The 19,578-nt window shown below is 39.7% G+C and carries 17 protein-coding genes and 1 riboswitch; of the genes, 3 read left to right on the forward strand and 14 right to left on the reverse strand.

Annotated elements, in window-relative coordinates:
- Positions 1 to 27 precede the first annotated feature (27 nt).
- The 14 genes from whiA to dnaK all read right to left on the reverse strand — a co-directional run bounded on the left by whiA (position 28) and on the right by dnaK (position 14,872).
- Entirely contained in the window at positions 28 to 933 is a 906-nt protein-coding gene (gene whiA / locus ACP5NR_RS02105; RefSeq protein WP_428005881.1) for a DNA-binding protein WhiA, read from the reverse strand.
- The gene (locus ACP5NR_RS02110; protein ID WP_428004325.1) at positions 917 to 1,882 is read right to left on the reverse strand and encodes a gluconeogenesis factor YvcK family protein; all 966 of its coding nucleotides are present in this window, start codon (positions 1,880 to 1,882) and stop codon (positions 917 to 919) included. The genes whiA and ACP5NR_RS02110 overlap by 17 nt, the downstream gene beginning before the upstream one ends.
- A 5-nt stretch (positions 1,883 to 1,887) precedes the next feature.
- Entirely contained in the window at positions 1,888 to 2,745 is an 858-nt protein-coding gene (gene rapZ / locus ACP5NR_RS02115) for an RNase adapter RapZ (RefSeq protein WP_428004326.1), read from the reverse strand.
- Complete coding sequence (gene zapA, locus ACP5NR_RS02120; protein ID WP_428004372.1) at positions 2,735 to 2,995, reverse strand: cell division protein ZapA; 261 nt, start codon at positions 2,993 to 2,995, stop codon at positions 2,735 to 2,737. Before zapA ends, rapZ begins: the two co-directional genes overlap by 11 nt.
- A 5-nt stretch (positions 2,996 to 3,000) precedes the next feature.
- Complete coding sequence (locus ACP5NR_RS02125; protein ID WP_428004327.1) at positions 3,001 to 3,222, reverse strand: hypothetical protein; 222 nt, start codon at positions 3,220 to 3,222, stop codon at positions 3,001 to 3,003.
- 46 nt (positions 3,223 to 3,268) lie between these two features.
- On the reverse strand, positions 3,269 to 4,069 hold the full coding sequence (locus tag ACP5NR_RS02130) for a radical SAM protein (RefSeq protein WP_428004328.1): 801 nt from the start codon (positions 4,067 to 4,069) through the stop codon (positions 3,269 to 3,271).
- The gene (gene galT / locus ACP5NR_RS02135; RefSeq protein WP_428004329.1) at positions 4,066 to 5,067 is read right to left on the reverse strand and encodes a galactose-1-phosphate uridylyltransferase; all 1,002 of its coding nucleotides are present in this window, start codon (positions 5,065 to 5,067) and stop codon (positions 4,066 to 4,068) included. Before galT ends, ACP5NR_RS02130 begins: the two co-directional genes overlap by 4 nt.
- Before the next feature lie 4 nt (positions 5,068 to 5,071).
- Entirely contained in the window at positions 5,072 to 6,514 is a 1,443-nt protein-coding gene (locus ACP5NR_RS02140) for a glycogen synthase (RefSeq protein WP_428004330.1), read from the reverse strand.
- A 15-nt stretch (positions 6,515 to 6,529) separates the two neighbouring features.
- Positions 6,530 to 7,132 (reverse strand): CBS domain-containing protein, encoded by a 603-nt coding sequence (locus ACP5NR_RS02145; RefSeq protein ID WP_428004331.1) that lies wholly within the window; start codon positions 7,130 to 7,132, stop codon positions 6,530 to 6,532.
- Positions 7,133 to 7,276: 144 nt separating this feature from the next.
- A complete protein-coding gene (locus ACP5NR_RS02150) occupies positions 7,277 to 8,860 on the reverse strand; it encodes an ABC transporter permease (protein ID WP_428004332.1) in 1,584 nt (527 codons plus the stop codon).
- Entirely contained in the window at positions 8,857 to 9,849 is a 993-nt protein-coding gene (locus ACP5NR_RS02155) for a thiamine ABC transporter substrate-binding protein (RefSeq protein ID WP_428004333.1), read from the reverse strand. Before ACP5NR_RS02155 ends, ACP5NR_RS02150 begins: the two co-directional genes overlap by 4 nt.
- 42 nt (positions 9,850 to 9,891) lie before the next feature.
- Positions 9,892 to 9,999: riboswitch (TPP riboswitch) on the reverse strand.
- Positions 10,000 to 10,013: 14 nt separating this feature from the next.
- Positions 10,014 to 12,440 (reverse strand): ATP-dependent Clp protease ATP-binding subunit, encoded by a 2,427-nt coding sequence (locus tag ACP5NR_RS02160; protein WP_428004334.1) that lies wholly within the window; start codon positions 12,438 to 12,440, stop codon positions 10,014 to 10,016.
- A gap of 45 nt (positions 12,441 to 12,485) precedes the next feature.
- Entirely contained in the window at positions 12,486 to 12,944 is a 459-nt protein-coding gene (locus ACP5NR_RS02165; protein ID WP_428004335.1) for an Hsp20/alpha crystallin family protein, read from the reverse strand.
- A 110-nt stretch (positions 12,945 to 13,054) separates the two neighbouring features.
- Positions 13,055 to 14,872, reverse strand: a complete 1,818-nt coding sequence (dnaK, locus tag ACP5NR_RS02170; RefSeq protein ID WP_428004336.1) for a molecular chaperone DnaK — start codon at positions 14,870 to 14,872, stop codon at positions 13,055 to 13,057.
- A gap of 511 nt (positions 14,873 to 15,383) precedes the next feature.
- Between dnaK and ACP5NR_RS02175 the strand changes: the two genes are divergently transcribed.
- The 3 genes from ACP5NR_RS02175 to ACP5NR_RS02185 all read left to right on the forward strand — a co-directional run bounded on the left by ACP5NR_RS02175 (position 15,384) and on the right by ACP5NR_RS02185 (position 19,569).
- A complete protein-coding gene (locus ACP5NR_RS02175; protein WP_428004337.1) occupies positions 15,384 to 15,581 on the forward strand; it encodes a cold-shock protein in 198 nt (65 codons plus the stop codon).
- Positions 15,582 to 15,684: 103 nt separating this feature from the next.
- Positions 15,685 to 16,884, forward strand: a complete 1,200-nt coding sequence (locus ACP5NR_RS02180; protein ID WP_428004338.1) for a metallophosphoesterase family protein — start codon at positions 15,685 to 15,687, stop codon at positions 16,882 to 16,884.
- 6 nt (positions 16,885 to 16,890) lie between these two features.
- Positions 16,891 to 19,569: an AAA family ATPase gene (locus ACP5NR_RS02185; RefSeq protein ID WP_428004339.1), complete on the forward strand. Its 2,679-nt coding sequence runs from the start codon at positions 16,891 to 16,893 to the stop codon at positions 19,567 to 19,569.
- The last annotated feature ends 9 nt before the right edge of the window (positions 19,570 to 19,578 follow it).

The following is a 19,578-nucleotide window of genomic DNA, read 5'->3' on the forward strand; positions in this document are numbered from 1 at the left end:
AGTGGGAATAATTCCCACTTCTTGATTTTATTTGTTTTCTGCCATTTTGATTATCTTGGATAGTCTCCTGTAAACGATGGATTTTGAAAGCGGAGGATTTAGCATATTTCCTATTTCTCTTAAGGAAAGTTCCGGATGATTTAAACGCAGAAGGGCTATTGTTTGGATATCTTCAGGGAAATTTTCGAGTCCTATTTGGTCTTGAATGAATTTTATCGCGCTGATTTGTTTCCAACTTGCGTTACCGCTTCTTTTTGAATTTGCATCTATGAAATTCATGCTGCGGGTTACATCGGAATTTATTTTTTTGGATGACATTATGGAAGAAAAGACCTTTGCCGAGTTTATGGCTCCTATCAGATTCAGAAATTCGTTTATCATTTCCCCATCTTTTATGTAAAATCTGTATCCATAACGAACATCAACTATAAAGCCTACCATTCCAAAGTTGTTTTCAAGTTTTTCTTTTAACCACTTAAGCACGTCTATTTGACGACTGTAAAATTCAAGGTGGTGATATTTGGAAGGATCGGCTATATATCCCGAGGATATGAAAGCACCTCTCAGAAAAGCACTGATAATTGCAGGATCTCTGAAAAAATCATCACGAATTCTACCTATCAAATCAAGTCCTATTTCAGAAATGAATTTTTTAACATCGTAAGTCATTACCTTCATTATAAAAGTTTTACCTGGATTTAATTTTTCTTGGTTTTGATAGATTACCGATGTATCATCAATGCCTATGGCCTTTAAAATCAACTTTGCCCTTCTGACCGCTCCGGTGTCTTTGAGTAAAAGTTCTATGTATGTAGTTTCACCTATCTCAATGGACCCTTTGAATTTGATCAATCCGGCAAGTTCAGCGTAAGAAAACCTTTTCTCAACGGGGAAATGGTAAAGTTCTTCTCTTACCTCAGGAGTGAATGCCACTCTTATCACCGATAAGACCCATAGAGATTTGCCTAACCGCCTGTGCAAGTAAATGGGGATCGTGTCTGACTTTTTCTTGTCCGTCCATTTTGTCGACTATGATCTTAACCATATCTATCCTTGAAAATTTGGGATCTTCACTTTTGCACATAACCGGTTCGGAATTTTCTTTCTCGTATCTTTTAAGTACCGCTTGAGGAATTTTTTGAGAATTTATTATCACGCGATCTATCTTTGATTTCAGGTAATTTTCAACCGTTTTTACGTGATCTTCAACTGACATACCGGTTGTTTCTCCGGGCTGGGTCATCAAATTGGCTATGAGTATCTTGGGTTTGTCCTTTACGGCTTCAGGTATTCCATCGACAAGCAAGTTTGGAATGATACTTGTGAAAAGACTTCCAGGCCCCAAAACGATCACATCGGACATCGAAATCTCATCTATGGCTTTTGAAAATGGTTTTGCCTGACTGCTTAGATTTATTTCTTTGATCTTTCCATTTTTTTTGGTTATATTGCTTTCGCCTACGACAATTTGCCCGTCTTCAAATCTCGCGATGAGTTTTACAGATTCTTCAGTTACCGGCAGCACACGTCCCTTTATCGCCAAAATTGAAGAGATGCTTTCTATTGCCATCGGGAAACTGCCATTTATCTTTGTTAGGGCTGCTATTATGAGGTTCCCGAGACTTTGATCTTTGAATCTTTCTCCGTCTCTAAATCTGTATGCCATAATTTGAGCCATCAAAGATTCATCTTCGGCGAGTGCAATTATGTTATTTCTTATATCTCCCGGAGGTAAAACTCCAAGTTCTTCACGAATGATACCAGAACTTCCCCCGTCATCCATAACCGTAACTATTGCGGTAACCTCGGTATCCGGAAAGTCTTTTAACCCTTTGAGCAAAGTTGAAAGTCCTGTTCCACCACCAAAAGCAACGATCTTCAAAACGATCACCTCTGTATATCTCTGTGAGAAATCCTCACAGAAGCGTCTTTTCTTAACAATTCAGAAAGTTCATTTGCTATGTAAACTGATCGATGCTTTCCACCGCTGCAGCCGATCGCCACGTATATGACGCTCTTTCCTTCTTTTGAATAACTTTCGATCGCCATTTTTATAATATCAGATACTTTATTTATGTATTCTTTGACGATGTCAAATCGTTGAAGATATTCAATTACTTCTGGATCATTTCCGTTTTTGTCCGCAAGAGATTCAACGTAATAAGGATTAGGAAGAAATCTTGCGTCAAAAACGAAATCAGCGCCAAGCGGAAGACCATATTTAAATCCGAAAGATTCAAGGAAGATCTTCAAAACCCTTTCTGATTTACCTTCAACTATGGTTATAACTTCACTTCTGAGTTGATGCGTGTTTATCAAAGACGTATCTATCACGTAATCTGACATCTCTCTTATTTCCTGTAAAAGGCGTCTTTCTTCGACCAAAAGTTTTTCTATTTCCTGATCTTTTTCCGTGGAAAGAGGATGACGTCTTCGGGTGAGATTGTATCTGTTTATCAAAACATCATCTTTCGCGTCTAAGAAGATGATCTTGATCAAGACACCCTGCGATTTAAGATCTTCGATGACGGATTTTATTTGACCAAGCGTTTGGCCTGCTCTTACATCAACTATGGTTGCAATTTTCTTCCCGTTAAAAGTTGAATTCATAAGAGAAAGTATGTCGACTAAAAGGGCAGGCGGAATGTTATCCATGCAAAAATATCCTACATCTTCCAACGCTCCAAGTGCCGTCGTTTTGCCGGCCCCTGACATTCCGGATATTACAACAAGTTCAGCTGCCAATTCTCTTTCCTTGCTTTTCTATCTTTTCCGTTAATGCCGCCAACTGTTTTTTGAGTTCTAAATTCTCTTCGAGCACGTTAAGCAGCATCATGAGAAAAAAATGTTCATTTCCATACTTCTCAACCTCTTGAGAATGAGATGCAAAGTTCATCTTGATCTCGTTTAGGATTTCATCAACCTGATTCTGCGGATCGCCTGTTTCAAATTTGTAATTTTTGGTTCCCAACTCAAAGTTAACCGTTCTTTTCATATCTTTCAAACACTCTCCTTTTTGTCAGAACCAACGATATTTTCAAGTTTCTTCATAAGAATTTCAACTCTGACACTTTGTTCTCTCAGCATCTCTTTGAGTTCTACATTTTCATTTCTTAGGACTTCTATTTCAGAATTGGATTTTTCGATATTTTTGACGAGTTTTTCTCTTTCTTCCAAAAGTCCGTCGACAAGATTCTCAAGTTTTTTTAAAATGTCGTCCACAGGATCAACACCTCAAACATAATTTTAACAGATTTTTAGATATTTTTCAAAAAATGCAACATTCATCTTGAAACGTCAGTTTATATCCGCTTTTACGGAGGAACTCCGTTAATTTTTCGGAAGGTTGGGTTATGGTGTTAAAACCTGCTTCAACGGCGGCAGTGGCTATTTCATCTCGAAGATTTCCCTTCGGGTACATGCAGCCAAGGTTAAGATCACAGTTGAATTTTTTTCTCGCATATCCAAAAACGTCTTTTATTTCTTCAATCTTTGGAGGCTGGCATTTTTCGAAATAAGTCATTGGAGTTGGTATAAAAACGAGAAAAACCACTTTTTCAAGTTTATAAGAAGAAAGTATATCAATGGCTTTGTACTCGTGGCTTATCTTTCCACAATCAAGACCAACGGTGATATGGGGATAAACTGCTTTTTTGAATTTCAAAAGATTTTCAAGAGATCTGACGTAATCTTCGACTTTGGCGTTGAGATTGTAAACTTTTTTTATAACTTCGTCTTCTCCGACGAAATCAAAAGATATCGCATCGGCTATTTTTGATATCTCCATGGCTTCAAGTTCATTCACAAGACCTGTGTGAAAATTGAGTTTGAAATTTTTCAATCTTTTAATCTCTTCGATATGATCCGTTATTGGCACTTTCCCGTCCGGAGTTGAACCGCCACTTATAAGCAAACTTTTTGTGTTTAAAGGAATTTGATCCGTTTTGTTTATGGAAATCATGCTTTCGAGATAATGACGTCCGCAATGTTTACAGTTAAGATAACAAACCGTTCCCGTCACACTGACGGAAACGGTTGATTCAAGTTTGACTATTTTGATTTCTTTCAAGAAATTTTTACCTCTTTTAGATATTTTGCGGCATCTTCGGGTGGCATAGGGTTTATGTAAAATCCGGATCCCCATTCAAAACCGGCGAGTTTGGTCAATCTTGGGACAATCTCAAGATGCCAGTGGTAATATTCTTTTCCTTCTCCGTGAGGCGTGCCCGTGTGGATCATGAAGTTGTAAGGAGGATCGTCAAGTGCTATTTTCATCCTCAAAAGCACATTTTTAAGTATTGCGGAGAAATTCTTAACGTGCGTTTCATCTATGTCTCCGAAATTATATTGATGAACTTTGGGAAGGATCCACGTTTCAAATGGCGCGCGAGAAGCATACGGTTCAAAAGCAAGAAAATCTTCATTTTCTTCAACAACGCGCGTGTTTTCCATTTTTTCTTCCTGAATTATATCGCAATAAATACATCTTTCACGAAATCCGTAATATTCTTTTGAACCTTCCATTTCTTGAAGCACAAGATTAGGCATTATTGGAGTTGCTATTATCTGAGAGTGAGAATGTTCGAGAGAAGCACCCGCGTCTGCACCGTAATTCTTGAATATGAGCACGTATTTTATATTTGGATCTTTAAAGATTGCGTTGTACCTTTCCACGTAAGCCCAAACAACTTCTTGAACCTGTTTGTATTCAAGTGTCCCAAGCGTTGCGTTATGATCCGGAGTTTCTATTATTATCTCATGGGCACCAAAGCCTGCCATTGAATCGTAAATCCCGTGGCCCAATCTCACAGGCTGGACCTTTGGATCGAGTGCCGGAAATTTGTTCGGTACGACTCTTATCCACCAACCGGGTGTATTAGGGGCCGTGTTTGCAGGTCTGAATGCCATTATTTCCGGGGGAGTTGAAGATTCGTTGCCGGCATCAAAGGGACAAAATTTTGAGACTTTTTCAGTCGGCGGTTTCGCAAAATCGTGTGGTCTTTTGGCCCTTTCTGTTGAAATTATGACCCAACTTTTCGTTATGATATCTTTTCTCAACTCTGGCATTTTATCACCTTGTTTTCGAAAGTTCGTAAAGTTTAACGTACTCGGAAGCCGATCTTTCCCAAGAGAGATCTGTGTTCATTGCATTTTTTATCAGTACCGGCATGAAATCATCCCGTTTGTAGTAATACAAAGCCTTCAAAATGGCCTTGAGCAGATAAGATGAATCGTAATTTTTAAATCCAAAGCCGTTTCCAGATTTACCGTCAAATTCCGCTACGGTATCGGCAAGGCCACCGGTGTACCTAACTATTGGAATTGTACCATACCTCAAACTGTACATTTGCCCCAGTCCGCACGGTTCATATTTTGATGGCATCAGAAAAAAGTCAGAGGCGGCATATATTCTTTGTGCAAGGTTGACGTCAAATCCGATTTTGACGGCTACTTTTTTGGGAAATTCTTTCGCAAGTTCCAAAAAGGCATTTTCATACTTTGGTTCTCCCGTTCCGAGAAGTACAAAGTTAACGTTGCAAGACGCAACGACATATTTCATTATGTCATCCACGAGATCAAGACCTTTTTGATCGAATAACCTGCTTATAAGTCCTATGACAGGTGTATCCCTTTCAACTTCAAGACCAACTTCTTTTTGAAGAGAATCTTTGTTTTTTCTTTTGCCTTCAAGTGATTTCAGGTTGTAATTGTAAGGAATGCGTTTGTCAGTTTCAGGATCATTTTCTACATAGTCGATACCGTTTAGAACGCCGTATAGAACATCTTTTCGAAGTTGAAGCACTCCTTCCAATTTCTCTCCATATTCAGGAGTTTTTATCTCTTCAGCGTAAGTTGGACTAACGGTATTGACAATATCAGAGAAAAGAATTCCTCCCTTCATGAAGTTTATCCTTCCATAGAATTCTATGCCATCCATGTTATAGACATAATCTGGTAACTTTGCAAAATTCATGTACGATCTATCAAAAACACCTTGATATCCAAGATTATGTATGGTGTAAACGGTCGATATATCGGAAAAATAGGAATCTTCTCTGTAAATGGTTTTTAAGTAGACCGGAAGTAATCCGGTTTGCCAATCGTTGGAATGAATTACATCAAAATGAATGTTGAGTTTTTTGATTGAATCTATGACCGCTTTGGTGAAAAAAATGGCTTGCTGGCCACCATCTGGAGATCCGTAAACGTCTTTCGAAGAAAAGTAATAATCATTTGAGACCAAGTAAATGGGAATGTCGGTTTCTGGCAGATTCGTTTTATAAATAGAGGCTTTTTGATCTGTTCCGATACCGAGATCGAAATCATCGATTACCTTTTTAACCTCAAGACCAAATTTTTTGATGTTCTCTTCGACTATCTTATGATAAGGCATGAATATGGATACATCCACGTTTTTTTTCTTCAATGCCTTTGGAAGAGATCCGGCAACATCCGCAAGACCTCCGACTTTAGCCAGAGGGTAAACCTCAAAAGAAACAAAAGCAATTTTCATATATGACCATTCCTTTCATAATTTTTCTTCTTTTATTATCGAGGTGTAACGTATTTCGTTGATATCTAAAATCCTCGAAAGTTCTTTCACACTTTTTCCTTCAACTCTTATTACGGCTATTTTATTTCCAACCTGTTCCGTTGGATAAATTAGAACTGATAAAACATTCATGGAATGGAGGTAAAGCACATCAAGCACATGTTTCAACGATCCGGGTGTATCTTTGAGATCCACCTCAATTCTTATGCCTCCCTCACCAAAACCTGCCATTTGTGTAAAAGCGTCTAAGATATCGAAAATGGATATAACTCCAACGAGTTTATCCGAAGATATAACAGGAAGTATTTCCATATCTGACTCAAGAAAAAAAACCGCCGCTTCGTCTAAGGTATCTTGCGGGCTCAAAGTATAAGGTACATCATGAATGTAGTCAGTTACCGGTAAAGCATCATCCATCCCAAGTATTTCATCGGCTTTCACGATGCCCTCAAAATTTTTGTCAGAAGAGACAACACAACAATTTGATGCTGACGTGCGCAAAATTCTTTTCGCTTCACCGATTAAGGTGCTTTTTTGAATCGTAACGAACTCTTTTTTCATGAAATCTTCGATCGACATAGACTTCTCTCCTTTCCCACAAATAAGATCATACAACAAAAAACGTTAAAAACAAAAATTTTGAAGATAACTTGAGATAAAAAGCGAAAGCAAAAGATAAATTCGTTTAATTGGTCCTAATTACGAAAAAAACGTTGAAAACAATCAATTATCTCTTAAAATTGGTCTTTCAAGTACGTAAAAAATCGCAAATGTCACAATCGTCAAAATTGCACCGAAGGCCTGTGCTTCCGGAACATGCATCGATGAAAATAATTTGTAAGCGCTTGCGGATATCATTGGAAATCGGGGATCGTAAAGTACAAGCGTTGCACCCATTTCTCCCATTGAAATGGCAAAAGCAAAGAAAAAAGTTGAAATTATCTGAGGTTTTAAAACAGGAATTCTTATCATGAACGTTTTTTGAAACCAATTTGCACCGTCAACCGAGGCGGCTTCGTCTATTTCCGACGGGAATCTCTGCCAGCCTGCCAGTATGGTTTGAAATCCTATGGGAAATGATAGCATCGTGTATATTGGAATTATTTCGAACGGAAATGTCAGAGGTATGTAATTTTGAACTGCGAGATATCCAAAAGCGAGAGTAACGGGTGAAACGGCAAGGGCAGATGTGAAAAGCGCGTCAAAAATCGGAACTTTGATTTTTGTCACCGCATGTGCCGCAGTGATCGAAAGCGCTACCGTCAAAATCGCACTTAAACTCGAAAAGGCAAAAGTCCATAAAATTGAAGAAAGCACCGAATTCCCTATGTAAGGATCCATCCTGCCGGAAAATAACCTTTCAAACCATTCGAGTGTGAAAGTTGAATTTTGAAAGTTCCAAAATCCGGTGAAAATCTGGGACAAAATAGGGCCAAAGACAAATACGGATATGCCCAGTATGTAAAACAATCCCCATGAAGGAAACTTTGAATTTGTCCGCGATACTTCTTGAGAAAAGGTACCTGCGGATTTTCTCAGAATCGAGAATACAGATGCTATCAACCCTACCAAGCATATTTGAATCAAAGTAAGTCCTATTGCTCCTTTGAAATCAAGTAACGTCGTGAGATACATGTAAATCTGCACTTCAAGTGTCGAAAATTGTGATCCACCTATGACAAGCATGACGGTAAAAGAAGTAAAACAATAGATGAAGATAAGCAATGCCGATGCTATTATGGATGGCAACAGAATCGGTAATTCAACGGAAATGAAACTTCTCAATCTCGATGCACCATCTATTTTCGCCGCTTCGGCGTATATCGGATCAAGGGTTGAGATTGCGCTGCCGACTATCACCATGGTAAGAGGAAAATTGTAAAAAGCGTTTCCCATGACAACGCCAAGCAAAGTGAAAAGCGGCTCAAACCTCACATGAAAAATCGGCCATAAAAAATATGCGTTTAATACACCACTGTGACCGAAGAAAGATATAAAACCCAACGTCATGGAAATAGATGGCATGACGAATGGCACGGTTGAAAGTGCCATAAAGATTCCTTTGAATTTGAATTTCGTCCTCCCGATAAGGTATGCCCCGGGCAAACCCATGGCAACGGCAAGCATTGTGGACAAAACGGCCTGATAAGTCGTGAATTTGAATATTTGAAAGTTAAGGGTGTTGAAGATCGAAACGTTGCCATTTAATTTGTAAGTGTAGACGAAGAGTATGACAATCGGAAAGATGTAAGCCCCCGCCGTGAAAAAGATGGCAGGGGTAAGTTCGAAAAAGATACTTTTCTTCATTTAACGATTATCTCTGTCCATTGGGTGATCCAATTTGAGAGAGAATCGGAAATTTGATCGAGCGGGATCGTTATGGTTTTCGTTATTGAAGGAGCATGATCGATGAAAACTTTTGGAAGCGGCACATTTGTAACGGGATACATCCATTGATTTAAAGGAATTGCCGACTGAAAATCTTTCGAAAGCATGAAATTCATAAAATCCTTTGCAAGTGCAAGATTGCGAGTTCCCTTCACGATACCCGCGTATTCAACCATGACATATGCCTCGCCATTTGGAATGACGACGCCTATGTCAGAACCGTTGTAGTAGTAATAGTTGTAAGCCTCGTCCGTTGCAAAACTTACCATCATTTTTGCTTCTCCACTTTCAAGCATTTGAAAAGCACTGTCCCATCCACTTGTAACGGTCTTTATAGTTGGAACAAGTTTTTCCCAGTAGTTTTGCCAGTTGTTCCCGTAAATTCCAATTGTCCATAAAAGAAAGTCAAGGCCTGTTGTTGAAGTCCTCGGATCTTCGATGACGAGGGTATGTGCATATTCAGGATTTAAAAGTGCTTCAAAAGTTTGGGGAGGATTCGATATGGTTTTAAGGTTATAGTCTATAGCAAGGGCTCCGTAATCAAATGGAATGACTCTGTATTGCGGATCGATGAGAAAAGATTTGTCAACGATGCTTGCGATATCCGTTGGCTCATAAGGTGTAAGCAAGTTTTCATCCAAAACTTTTGGAATCTGGCTTTGAGGCAGACCTATCACAACATCGGCTTTAGGGTTAGACTTCTCAAGGATCAACCTTGCCACGATATTTCCACTTTCCATGGATACAAAATTGATCTTGCAGTTGTACATTTTTTCAAAAACAGGCTTGATCTCGTTGCCAATGCCGGAGACAAAACTGCTGTAGGTGTATATCGTAAGGGTATCGCCGGCAAAGCCGACTCCGATAAGCAAAACGATCGATGCGATCAACAAAAAGTATTTTTTCAAAATAACCACCTCCAAAAAATTAAAGCCATCTCTCACGGAGATGGCCAGTTCATCCTTATTTCCCTTCGCCGGTATTAACCGGATCAGGTTCAAAGGGTCGAGGCTTTAAGCCTCCTCTCAGCCAGTTCACTGGCTCCCCGTTACGATCATATTTTACCACATTATCATATTTTTGTATTCGCAAGATTTCGATCGACGTTTACGGTTATCATCCCGTCCTCTTCGTCTATGGTGATTTTATCTCCTTCTGATATCTTGTTTGATATTATCATGTCCGCTATTTTATCTTCGACTTCAAACTCTATCACGCGCCTCAAAGGCCTTGCGCCGAAGGCAGGATCGTATCCTTTTTGAGCAAGTAATGATTTCGCCTTCCGCGTTATTTCAATGTCAATCTTTTTGTTTTCAAGATTCTTTCGTATTTTTGATATGAAATTGTCCACGATGAATTCCATATGAGATTTCTCTAAAGGTTTAAACGCAACCATTGCATCTATTCTGTTCAAAAACTCAGGTTTGAAATATTTTCTCAACTCCTGAACCATGGTTTCGTCAAGGTATTCTCTTTTCCCGTTTTCCACGCTTTCGAGTATGTAATCCGATCCTATGTTTGATGTCATTATTATCACCGTATTTCTGAAATCAACGGTGTTTCCCTTTCCATCCGTGAGTCTGCCGTCATCGAGTACCTGCAGGAGCGAGTTGAAAATTTCCGGATGGGCTTTTTCTATCTCGTCAAGCAAAATGACGCTGTACGGACGTCTTCTTACGGCTTCGGTTAACTGACCGCCTTCTTCATAACCAACGTACCCCGGAGGAGCACCTATAAGTCTTGAAACGGTATGCTTTTCAGAGTACTCGGACATGTCTATTCTTATCAAGGCATTATCACTGTTGAAAAGTGCCCAAGCCAAAGATTTGGCAGTTTCGGTTTTTCCCACTCCAGTCGGCCCGACGAAGAGAAAAGTACCCATCGGTCTGTTTGGATCTTTAAGACCTGCCCTTGCCCTTCTTATGGTGGACGAAATAACGTTTACGGCTTCTTCCTGATCGACGATCCTTTGGTGGATGATCTTTTCGAGGTTGATGAGTTTATTTCTCTCATCCTCCATGAGTCTACTCACAGGAATGCCGGTCCATCTTTCGACTATCTTCGCTATAACGTCCACATTGACAACTTTCGGTATATTTTCTTGATGCTTTTTCCATTCTTCCTGAACTTTTGAAAATTCACCCTTTACTTTCTCAAGTTCTGATTTTTTCAAGGCCGCTTTTTGATAATCTCCTGCAATTGCGGCATCGTTTATTTCTTCTTCCAACTCTGATATTTTATTCTGACTTTCGATTATTTCTGAGGGGATGAACGAATTTTCGAATTTTACCCTTGACGCCGCTTCATCTATGAGATCTATGGCTTTGTCAGGGAGAAATCTGTCGGTTATGTATCTCGATGAAAGTTTAACGGCCATCTCTATTGCCGCATTTTCTATTTCAACACCGTGATGTGCCTCGTAAGACTGTTTAAGTCCTGAAAGAATTTTTATTGTTTCTTCTTCAGTTGGCTCATCGACGTTTATAGATTGAAATCTCCTTGCGAGCGCCTTATCTTTTTCTATGTATTTTCTGTAATCTTCAAGTGTTGTTGCGCCTATGCATCTTAACTCACCGCGGGCAAGAGCCGGCTTGAGCATATTCGATGCATCCAAACTGCCTCCTTCGACACTTCCAGCCCCGACAACCGTATGCAGTTCATCTATGAAAAGTATGACCTTTCCATCCGATCCTTTCACGGCATCTATAAGACTTTTGAGCCTTTCTTCAAACTCACCGCGAAATTTGGTACCGGCCACGAGTCTGCCCATGTCGAGGGAAAGTATTCTTTTGTCCATCATGTAATCAGGAATTTTACCAGAAGCGACAAGTTGGGCAAGTCCTTCGACTATGGCCGTTTTCCCGACACCAGGATCACCTATGAGAACCGGGTTATTTTTTCTTTTCCTGCCGAGGATCTCTATCATTCTTTCCATCTCTTCGTCACGGCCTATCACGGGGTCGAGTTTTCCATCTTTTGCCTGTTGCGTGAGATCCGTTGTGAATTTTGAGAGTGCATCTAAATTTTCAGATTCCTTTGATTTTCCAGCCTTTCTGACCGCAAGAATGGCGTTGTAAACTTTCTCATCGTTTACTCCAAATCTCATCAAAACACGTGCGGCCATAGAATCGGAAGTTTTCACCATTCCAAGCAAAAGATGCTCTGTTCCGATTTTTTCGTCTCCCATTCGACCGGCCTCGCTTTTGGCACTTTCGAGTACATGTCTGGCATCTGGCGTCAGATACATCTGCTTTACGCTGCCGGTTGAAGCGGGATTACCTCCGTACTCTTTGACGAATTCCTCAGTTTTATCTTTTAGTTTTTGAATATTGACCTTCAGATTTTTCAAAGCATCTATCGCCGCATTTTCTTCGTCTTCTATAAGTGCAAGCAATATATGCTCGGACCTTAATTGATCCTGTCCGTATCTTGAAAGTAAATCTTGAGTTGACATCATTATATTCGATGCTTTTTCTGTGTATTCTTCAAGGTTAAACATTTAAAACACCTCCAAAAAAGAAAGGGGCCAAAGCCCCTTTCCAATTTACTTTATCTCTATCTTTCTTTTGGCCGACTTTGCTTCAGGGCTCTTCGGTATCGATATGTTTAAAAGTCCGTTTTCAAATTTCGCGCTTATGTTTTTGTCGTCGACATCCGCAGGAAGCGAGAAAGATCTTTCAAACTTACCGTAACTTCTTTCGATCTTTTTGTATCCTTTTTTATCTTCTTTCTTTTCTTCCCGTTTTTCACCGCTTACAGTCAATATGCCGTCATTAACTTCGATCTGAACATCCTCTCGCTTCATGCCCGGCAATTCAATTTCAAACTCGTAACTTTTGTCGGTCTCTGAGATATCAACTGCCGGGGTGAACATTTCGTTAGAAATAGTCGCCGGCCATATCTTTGGAAATTCCTCGAAGAACCTGTCCATCACCCTTTGCATTTCCTCAAAGGGTCTGTAAATATCCAGTTCCTCACTTTCTCTTCTCTTTTCAATGGCCATAAAAACCACCTCCATTATATATACGTTAAAATTCAAATTTCGAATCATCGCTCTCGCATTCGCCCTTCGGTGTCTGGTCCTCGCTGCGCAGCGTCGGCCACCTCAATTTTTTATTTTCCTTGATACTCCGCATTCACAGTGTCATCGCTTGAAGTGCCATTCCCATTGCCAGGTTGTGAACCGGCCGTCTTTTGATAAAGTGTCTGACCTATTTGCTGGGATTTTTTCTGTAAATCGTCTGTCAGCACTTTTATCCTTGCGTAATCGTTCTTTTCAAGCGCATCTTTAAGATCTTTGACGATATTTTCAGTTTCGGCACGAAGTGCAGGATCTATCTTCGAACCTTGATCGTTGAGCAATTTTTCCGTTTGATAGACAAGAGAATCAGCCTGATTTTTCATTTCGACTTGCTGTTTGCGTTTTGCGTCTTCTTCCTGGAATTTTTTCGCATCTTCGACCATTTTCTTTATGTCTTCTTCTGAAAGATTTGAACTTCCACTTATGACTATCGATTGTTCTTTTCCAGTTGCTTTGTCTCTGGCTGAAACGTGAACTATGCCTTCAGAATCTATGTCAAAGGTAACCTCTATTTGAGGAATACCCCTTGGAGCCGGCGGAATACCGGTGAGATTAAATCTTCCAAGCGATTTGTTGTCTCCTGCAAGTTCTCTTTCGCCTTGAAGTACATTTATCTCCACTTCCGTCTGACCATCTTCTGCGGTCGTGAAGACTTCGGATTTCTTCGTTGGCACAGTGGTGTTTCTCGGAATTATTCTGTGCATGAGTCCGCCTTTGACCTCGACGCCGAGAGATAACGGTGTAACATCGACGAGCACAACTTCTCTCTTCGTTTCGCCGGCAAGTATCGATGCCTCGACGGCAGCGCCTATTGCAACGGCCTCATCTGGATTAACAGCCTTCGATGGCTCTTTGTGAAATATATTCTTCAGAAAATCCTGAACTATTGGCATTCTCGTCGGTCCACCGACAAGCAAAATTTCACCTATATCTTCAATGGCTATTTTCGAATCGTTAAGCACAGTCTCTATCGGATCTCTCATTTTTTCAACTATATCGCGGATCAAACTTTCTAATTTCGCCCTCGTAAGAGAGACCTGAAGATGTTTCGGACCATTCGCATCTGCCGTGATGTAAGGCAGATTTATTTCTGTTTCCATCTTCGTCGTGAGTTCTATCTTTGCACGTTCAGAGGCATCCTTTAGCCTTTGCATCGCTTGCTTATCGCCGCTGAGATCTACTCCGGTTTCTTTTTTGAAGTTGTCGATAAGCCAGTCCATTATTCTCTGATCAAAGTCGTCTCCTCCAAGATGGTTATTTCCACTTGTCGCTTTTACCTCGATAACACCGCCACCTATCTCAAGCAAAGAAACATCGAAAGTGCCTCCGCCCAGATCGCATACGATTATCATTTCATCTTTGCTTTTATCTATACCATATCCAAGGGCTGCCGCGGTAGGTTCGTTTATAATCCTCATAACCTCGAGACCTGCTATTCTGCCAGCATCTTTGGTCGCCTGACGCTGTGCATCTTCAAAATAAGCAGGTACGGTTATAACGGCCTTCGTTATCTTCCCGCCAAGCACGGCTTCGGCATCATTTTTCATCTTTCTAAGTATAAAAGCGCTTATCTCTTGTGGCGTGTAATCTTTATTATCAATCTTAACTTTGTTATTTGTACCCATCTGACGCTTTATAGATCTCACGGTTCTTTCGGCATTCAAGATAGCTTGCCTCTTTGCTGGTTCTCCGACAAGCACCTCGCCCGTTTTTGTAAAAGCCACAACGGAAGGAGTAAGCCTTGAGCCTTCAGCATTAGCTATAACTTCAGGTTTCCCGTCTTTTACAATCGCTATTTCCGAATTCGTCGTTCCAAGGTCTATTCCCACAACATATTCTCTTTCAGACATTCATGTCACCTCCACATTTTCAATTAAAATTATAATCAACTCTTATCCTTATGTCAAGAGGGGATCTAATTTTCATATCAAATTTTTAAGCCATGTATTATAATGATTTAGGCGATATCAATTTTATATTTACTTATATGTTAAGCAATCTTAATTTATAACTGATAATCAGATCGGATGCCATGTGCTTTTTTGTGCGTCGGCCACCTCGCGGCATCATGCTCTCCGCCCGATGTCATTCCAGTCGAAGAACTGGAATCGCCTTTTGCCTTTGGCTGCTTACTCGTTACTGATCACGCGTTACTATTTTTTCTACATGCCACTGGCTACCCGCCACGTGCTGTTTTGCTGATTAAGCGTCACTCGTCACTGTTTTGTTTTTGCCATAGGCTATTCGCCTGCTATATGCCCGTCTCTACATAATCAATTCGCCTATTGATTTTATTAAATTTACGTGGTACAATAAGGTATGTTGTTCGAAAGGGCAATAATTTTTAAGGAGGTAACACAGATGAAAGGTACTGTTAAGTGGTTCGATGCCAAGAAAGGCTACGGTTTCATAACGATGGAAGATGGTAATGACATTTTTGTTCATTACTCAGCAATTCAGATGGATGGCTACAAAAACTTGAAAGAGAATCAACCTGTTGTCTTCGACATCAGTGAAGGTTCAAAAGGGAAACAGGCATCGAACGTTAAACTTGCTTGATTTTTTGATCTGACATCGAAAAAAATGAAAAGCCCGAATCAATCGGGCTTTTTTTATATTTTTTGTGTTATAATAATTAACTCTGGCGGAAGAAGGTGAAACTGTGAAAATTTTGCATTGCTCTGACCTTCATCTTGGAAGAAAAGTTTCAGGTTCGATTTATTCGCAGTACTTCAAGGCAAGGTACGAAGATTATTTCAGTTCCTTTCGCGCAATAGTTGATTTTGCAATTTCAAAAGATATCGATATGGTCATCATATCGGGGGACATCTTTGATAAGAAAGATCTTTCACCGGATTCACTTGAAAAGGCCGAAGACATTTTCAAAATCTTAAAAGATGCCAACATAAAAGTCATAGCCATTGAAGGAAATCATGATAGGTTGTTCGACTTTGAAAGTTCTTCATGGCTTGATTACCTGAAAGATAAAAATTACATGATAATTCTAAGACCTTCCATCAAAGATGGAAAGGTCTTTTTTGAACCGTGGAACGGAAACACCGGAGGCATGGTTGAAATTGACGGTGTGAAGTTCTACGGCATAGGATATCAGGGAATAAACTTTCCTGAATACATTGAATCTCTCGGTCAAATACTCGACGCAGGCGATCGTAACATCGTCGTTATCCACGCAGGCGTAAGCGATCAACAAACGCTCATCATGCCGGGTTTTGTGGAACTGAAAGATTTTTCACCTTTTGATGGAAAATGCCTTTACATCGCTTCTGGCCATGCACACCAAAAACATATTTACGCACTCGAGAAGTCTAAAATTTTCATTCCCGGCGCTCCTGAATACTGGGACCTTTCCGAATCGGGAGAAAAAGGTTTTTTTATCTACGACACCGAAGACGGCTCTGTTGATTTTTTTGAATCAAAAAGAAGATTGAAGATAGAAAAAACGATAAAATTGGAGACAGGAAATGCCGATGAATTCAAGCATGCGTTTTCAAAGATGATCGAAGAAAATCCTGTTGAAACGAATTGCATTTACATGGTCAACGTTGGTATTCCTTTTGGCACATTTCTCGACATAAACATCAATGAATTTGAGAATGAAATGGAAAACATGGGTGCTTTAAAGGGAAAAATAACGGTAAGGCAACTTAGCGATCATGCGAAGCACGATGATAAAGATTATATCGACCTTTACGATATTGAGAATTCGATCGTATCCAAAGACGAAAAATTTGGAAAACACTCTGGCAGCGTGGTAGAAGTCATAGACGCGCTTAAAAAAATATCGCTTCAAGAAGATGCCTTTAAAATTATCGATGACCTTTTTGACAAAATCACGGAGTGATCTGATATGAAAATCAAATCCGTGAAACTCGAGAATTTTAAAAGCCATGTGAATTCTTACATATCTTTTTCACCTGGATTGAATTTGATAATCGGCCCGAACGGTTCTGGAAAATCAAGTATACTTCAGGCGATAGGGCTCGGATTTTTTGGCATTACCAACAAGGTGAATCTCTCTAAATTCATAACAAATGACGTAAAAAATGACGGCTCAACGATAAAAATAGAATTCGATGACGGCGATGGAATGAATTACACGCTAACGCGAGAAATATCGAGTCGTCAATCAAAAGTACGTCTTGTGGATGACAGAGGCATGATCGTGGATAATGCCGCAAAGGTAGGTGAAAAGATAAAACAGATTTTTCAAATTGATTCCAGCGATCCCGAAGAAATATACAAAAACATCATAACGGCCTATCAAAACGACATAACGGATGTTTTTGCCCGCACTCCGGCCAAAAGAAATGAATTCTTCAACACCCTGTTCAACACGGAAATATACAAATTCATCTCCTCGACCCATGTCAAAAATTACACCGATAAACTGGATAAAGATCTGGGTGATCTGACCGTAAAAGCACAATACCTCGAATCAGAAATCGAAAAGGAAAAAGCACTTGACGATCTCATGGCCGAAATAAAAAAAGAAATGGAAAAGGTTCAAAAGGCAATTCACGATTCAGAAGCGCAAAAATCCGAAATCGATATTTTTATCGATGAGCAAACAAAAATAGGTGACAAAATCAAAATGCTTTCTTCGAAAAAAAGTACGTTGGACGTTAAAATTGAAGGCCTTCAAAAGCAGATCGAAAAACTTTCAAAGGATGCCGAAGGATCGCAACGATCCGCCCAGATACTTGAAAGGTATGTTCAAGATTACAATCGTTACAACGAGATATCGGAGAAGGTCAAAAAAACAAACGATGAAATTTCAAAAATTATGAAATCGCTTGATTTAATTCAGTCCATAAAAGATGACATGAATTTAAAGAAAAATCAAAAAGAAAAGATCATTTCTAACATAGAATCTGACAGAAAAAGAATCGTCGAAAATCAGGAAGCGATGAATGTTCAATCGCAGGAGATCGTATTTCACTCCAAAACGGCCGATGATCTGAAAGTTGCGCTTTTAAAGGCAAACGAATTATACAAATCGATCTCCGAAGAAATTAAAGAAATCAAGATGAATTTGGCAAAAAAAGATTACGGTACGATATCGAACCACTTTGATTCTGAAGGCAAAAAGGTTTTTGACGCGCTTTCCGGCAAAATCGAAGAAGAAGAAAAACTGCGCACCCTTCTCGATCGAAAGAACGAATCCATAACGGAAACACGTTCAAAAATAAAAGCGCTTGAAGAGGCAAAATCAACTCTGTTAGGCGGAATATGTCCATATCTTAGAGAAAAATGTCTTAACATGAAAGGAGATCCCGCCGCTTACTTCGATCCGCGCATAAAAGCGTTAGATGATGAATTGTCAAATCTTAAAAAGCAAAAGTTAGAAATCGATGAAAAGATAAAGAAAAACAAACAAATGGAAGATGAAAGGTCAACACTTATCGAAAAACTTTTGGATGAGAAAAATCAAAAAGGAAGGGAAGCCTATCAAAAAACCTCGCAGATTCAATCCGAAATAGACCTTCAAAAGAAACAAATCGATCTTTTGGAAAAAAGAAAAGCGGAACTTAATTTGACAAATGAAAATCTCGGTAAAGATATCTCGGAGATGTCCAAAAAAATCGATGCCATAAATGAAAATATCAACGGATTATCGGCAAAAATCATAAAAGAGAATGAGTTGAAAGAAAACATCAACATCCTTCAAGAAGAACGATCAAAGGATCAGGAAGAAATGCAAAAAGTGAAGGCAGGGTATGAACTGTACAACCAAAACATTATGAACGCTTCAAGGCTTGATAAGATAAAGCGAGAATTAGAAGTTGCAACGAATGAAAAATCAGAACTCGAGTCTGAAATTCATAAGATTTCAGATGAAATCGAAGAATCCAAAAATTCATACAAGGCACAGGATTTGCAAGCAGCCAGATCAAAACTTGACAGGCTGAACGAAGAGATGGGATCTCTGCGGCAAAAACTCGGAGAATTGAACGGATCTATGTCAGAAATGTTGAAGGCAAAAAAAGAAATGGAAGAAAAGAAATCACAACTTGAAGGGATCAAAAGCGCCATGAACAAGATATCAACCAAAATATCCTTTTCAAAATCTTTGAGGAGTTTACTCGACGATATGGGTTCTAAGATATCATCCACGTACCGCGATTTGATATCTTCAAAGGCGACAGACAAATACAACATGATGACCAAGAGATCGGACATCGTGAAATGGGCCCAAGATTATGATCTTCATCTTTTAACTTACAACGGCGGTACGCCATCGGACAGAAATTTTGAAATGCTATCCGGCGGGGAACAGATGTCTCTTGCGCTTGCCATGAGAATGGCCATGGCAACCTTCTTTTCAAGATCCGGTTTTGCCATTTTCGATGAGCCGACGGTTAACCTTGATGCAGATCGAAGAAGTGCGCTTTCGGAGTCTTTGCCAGAATTGCTCGAAGATATGGATCAAGTCATAATCGTCACTCACGACGATTCTTTCAAAGAGATGACAGAAAAGATAATAATACTTAAAAATATCGACGGCGTGACAACCGTCGAAAATTAATGGAGGTGG

It is taken from the genome of Athalassotoga sp. (assembly GCF_049965695.1).
Classification (GTDB): Bacteria; Thermotogota; Thermotogae; order Mesoaciditogales; family Mesoaciditogaceae; genus Athalassotoga.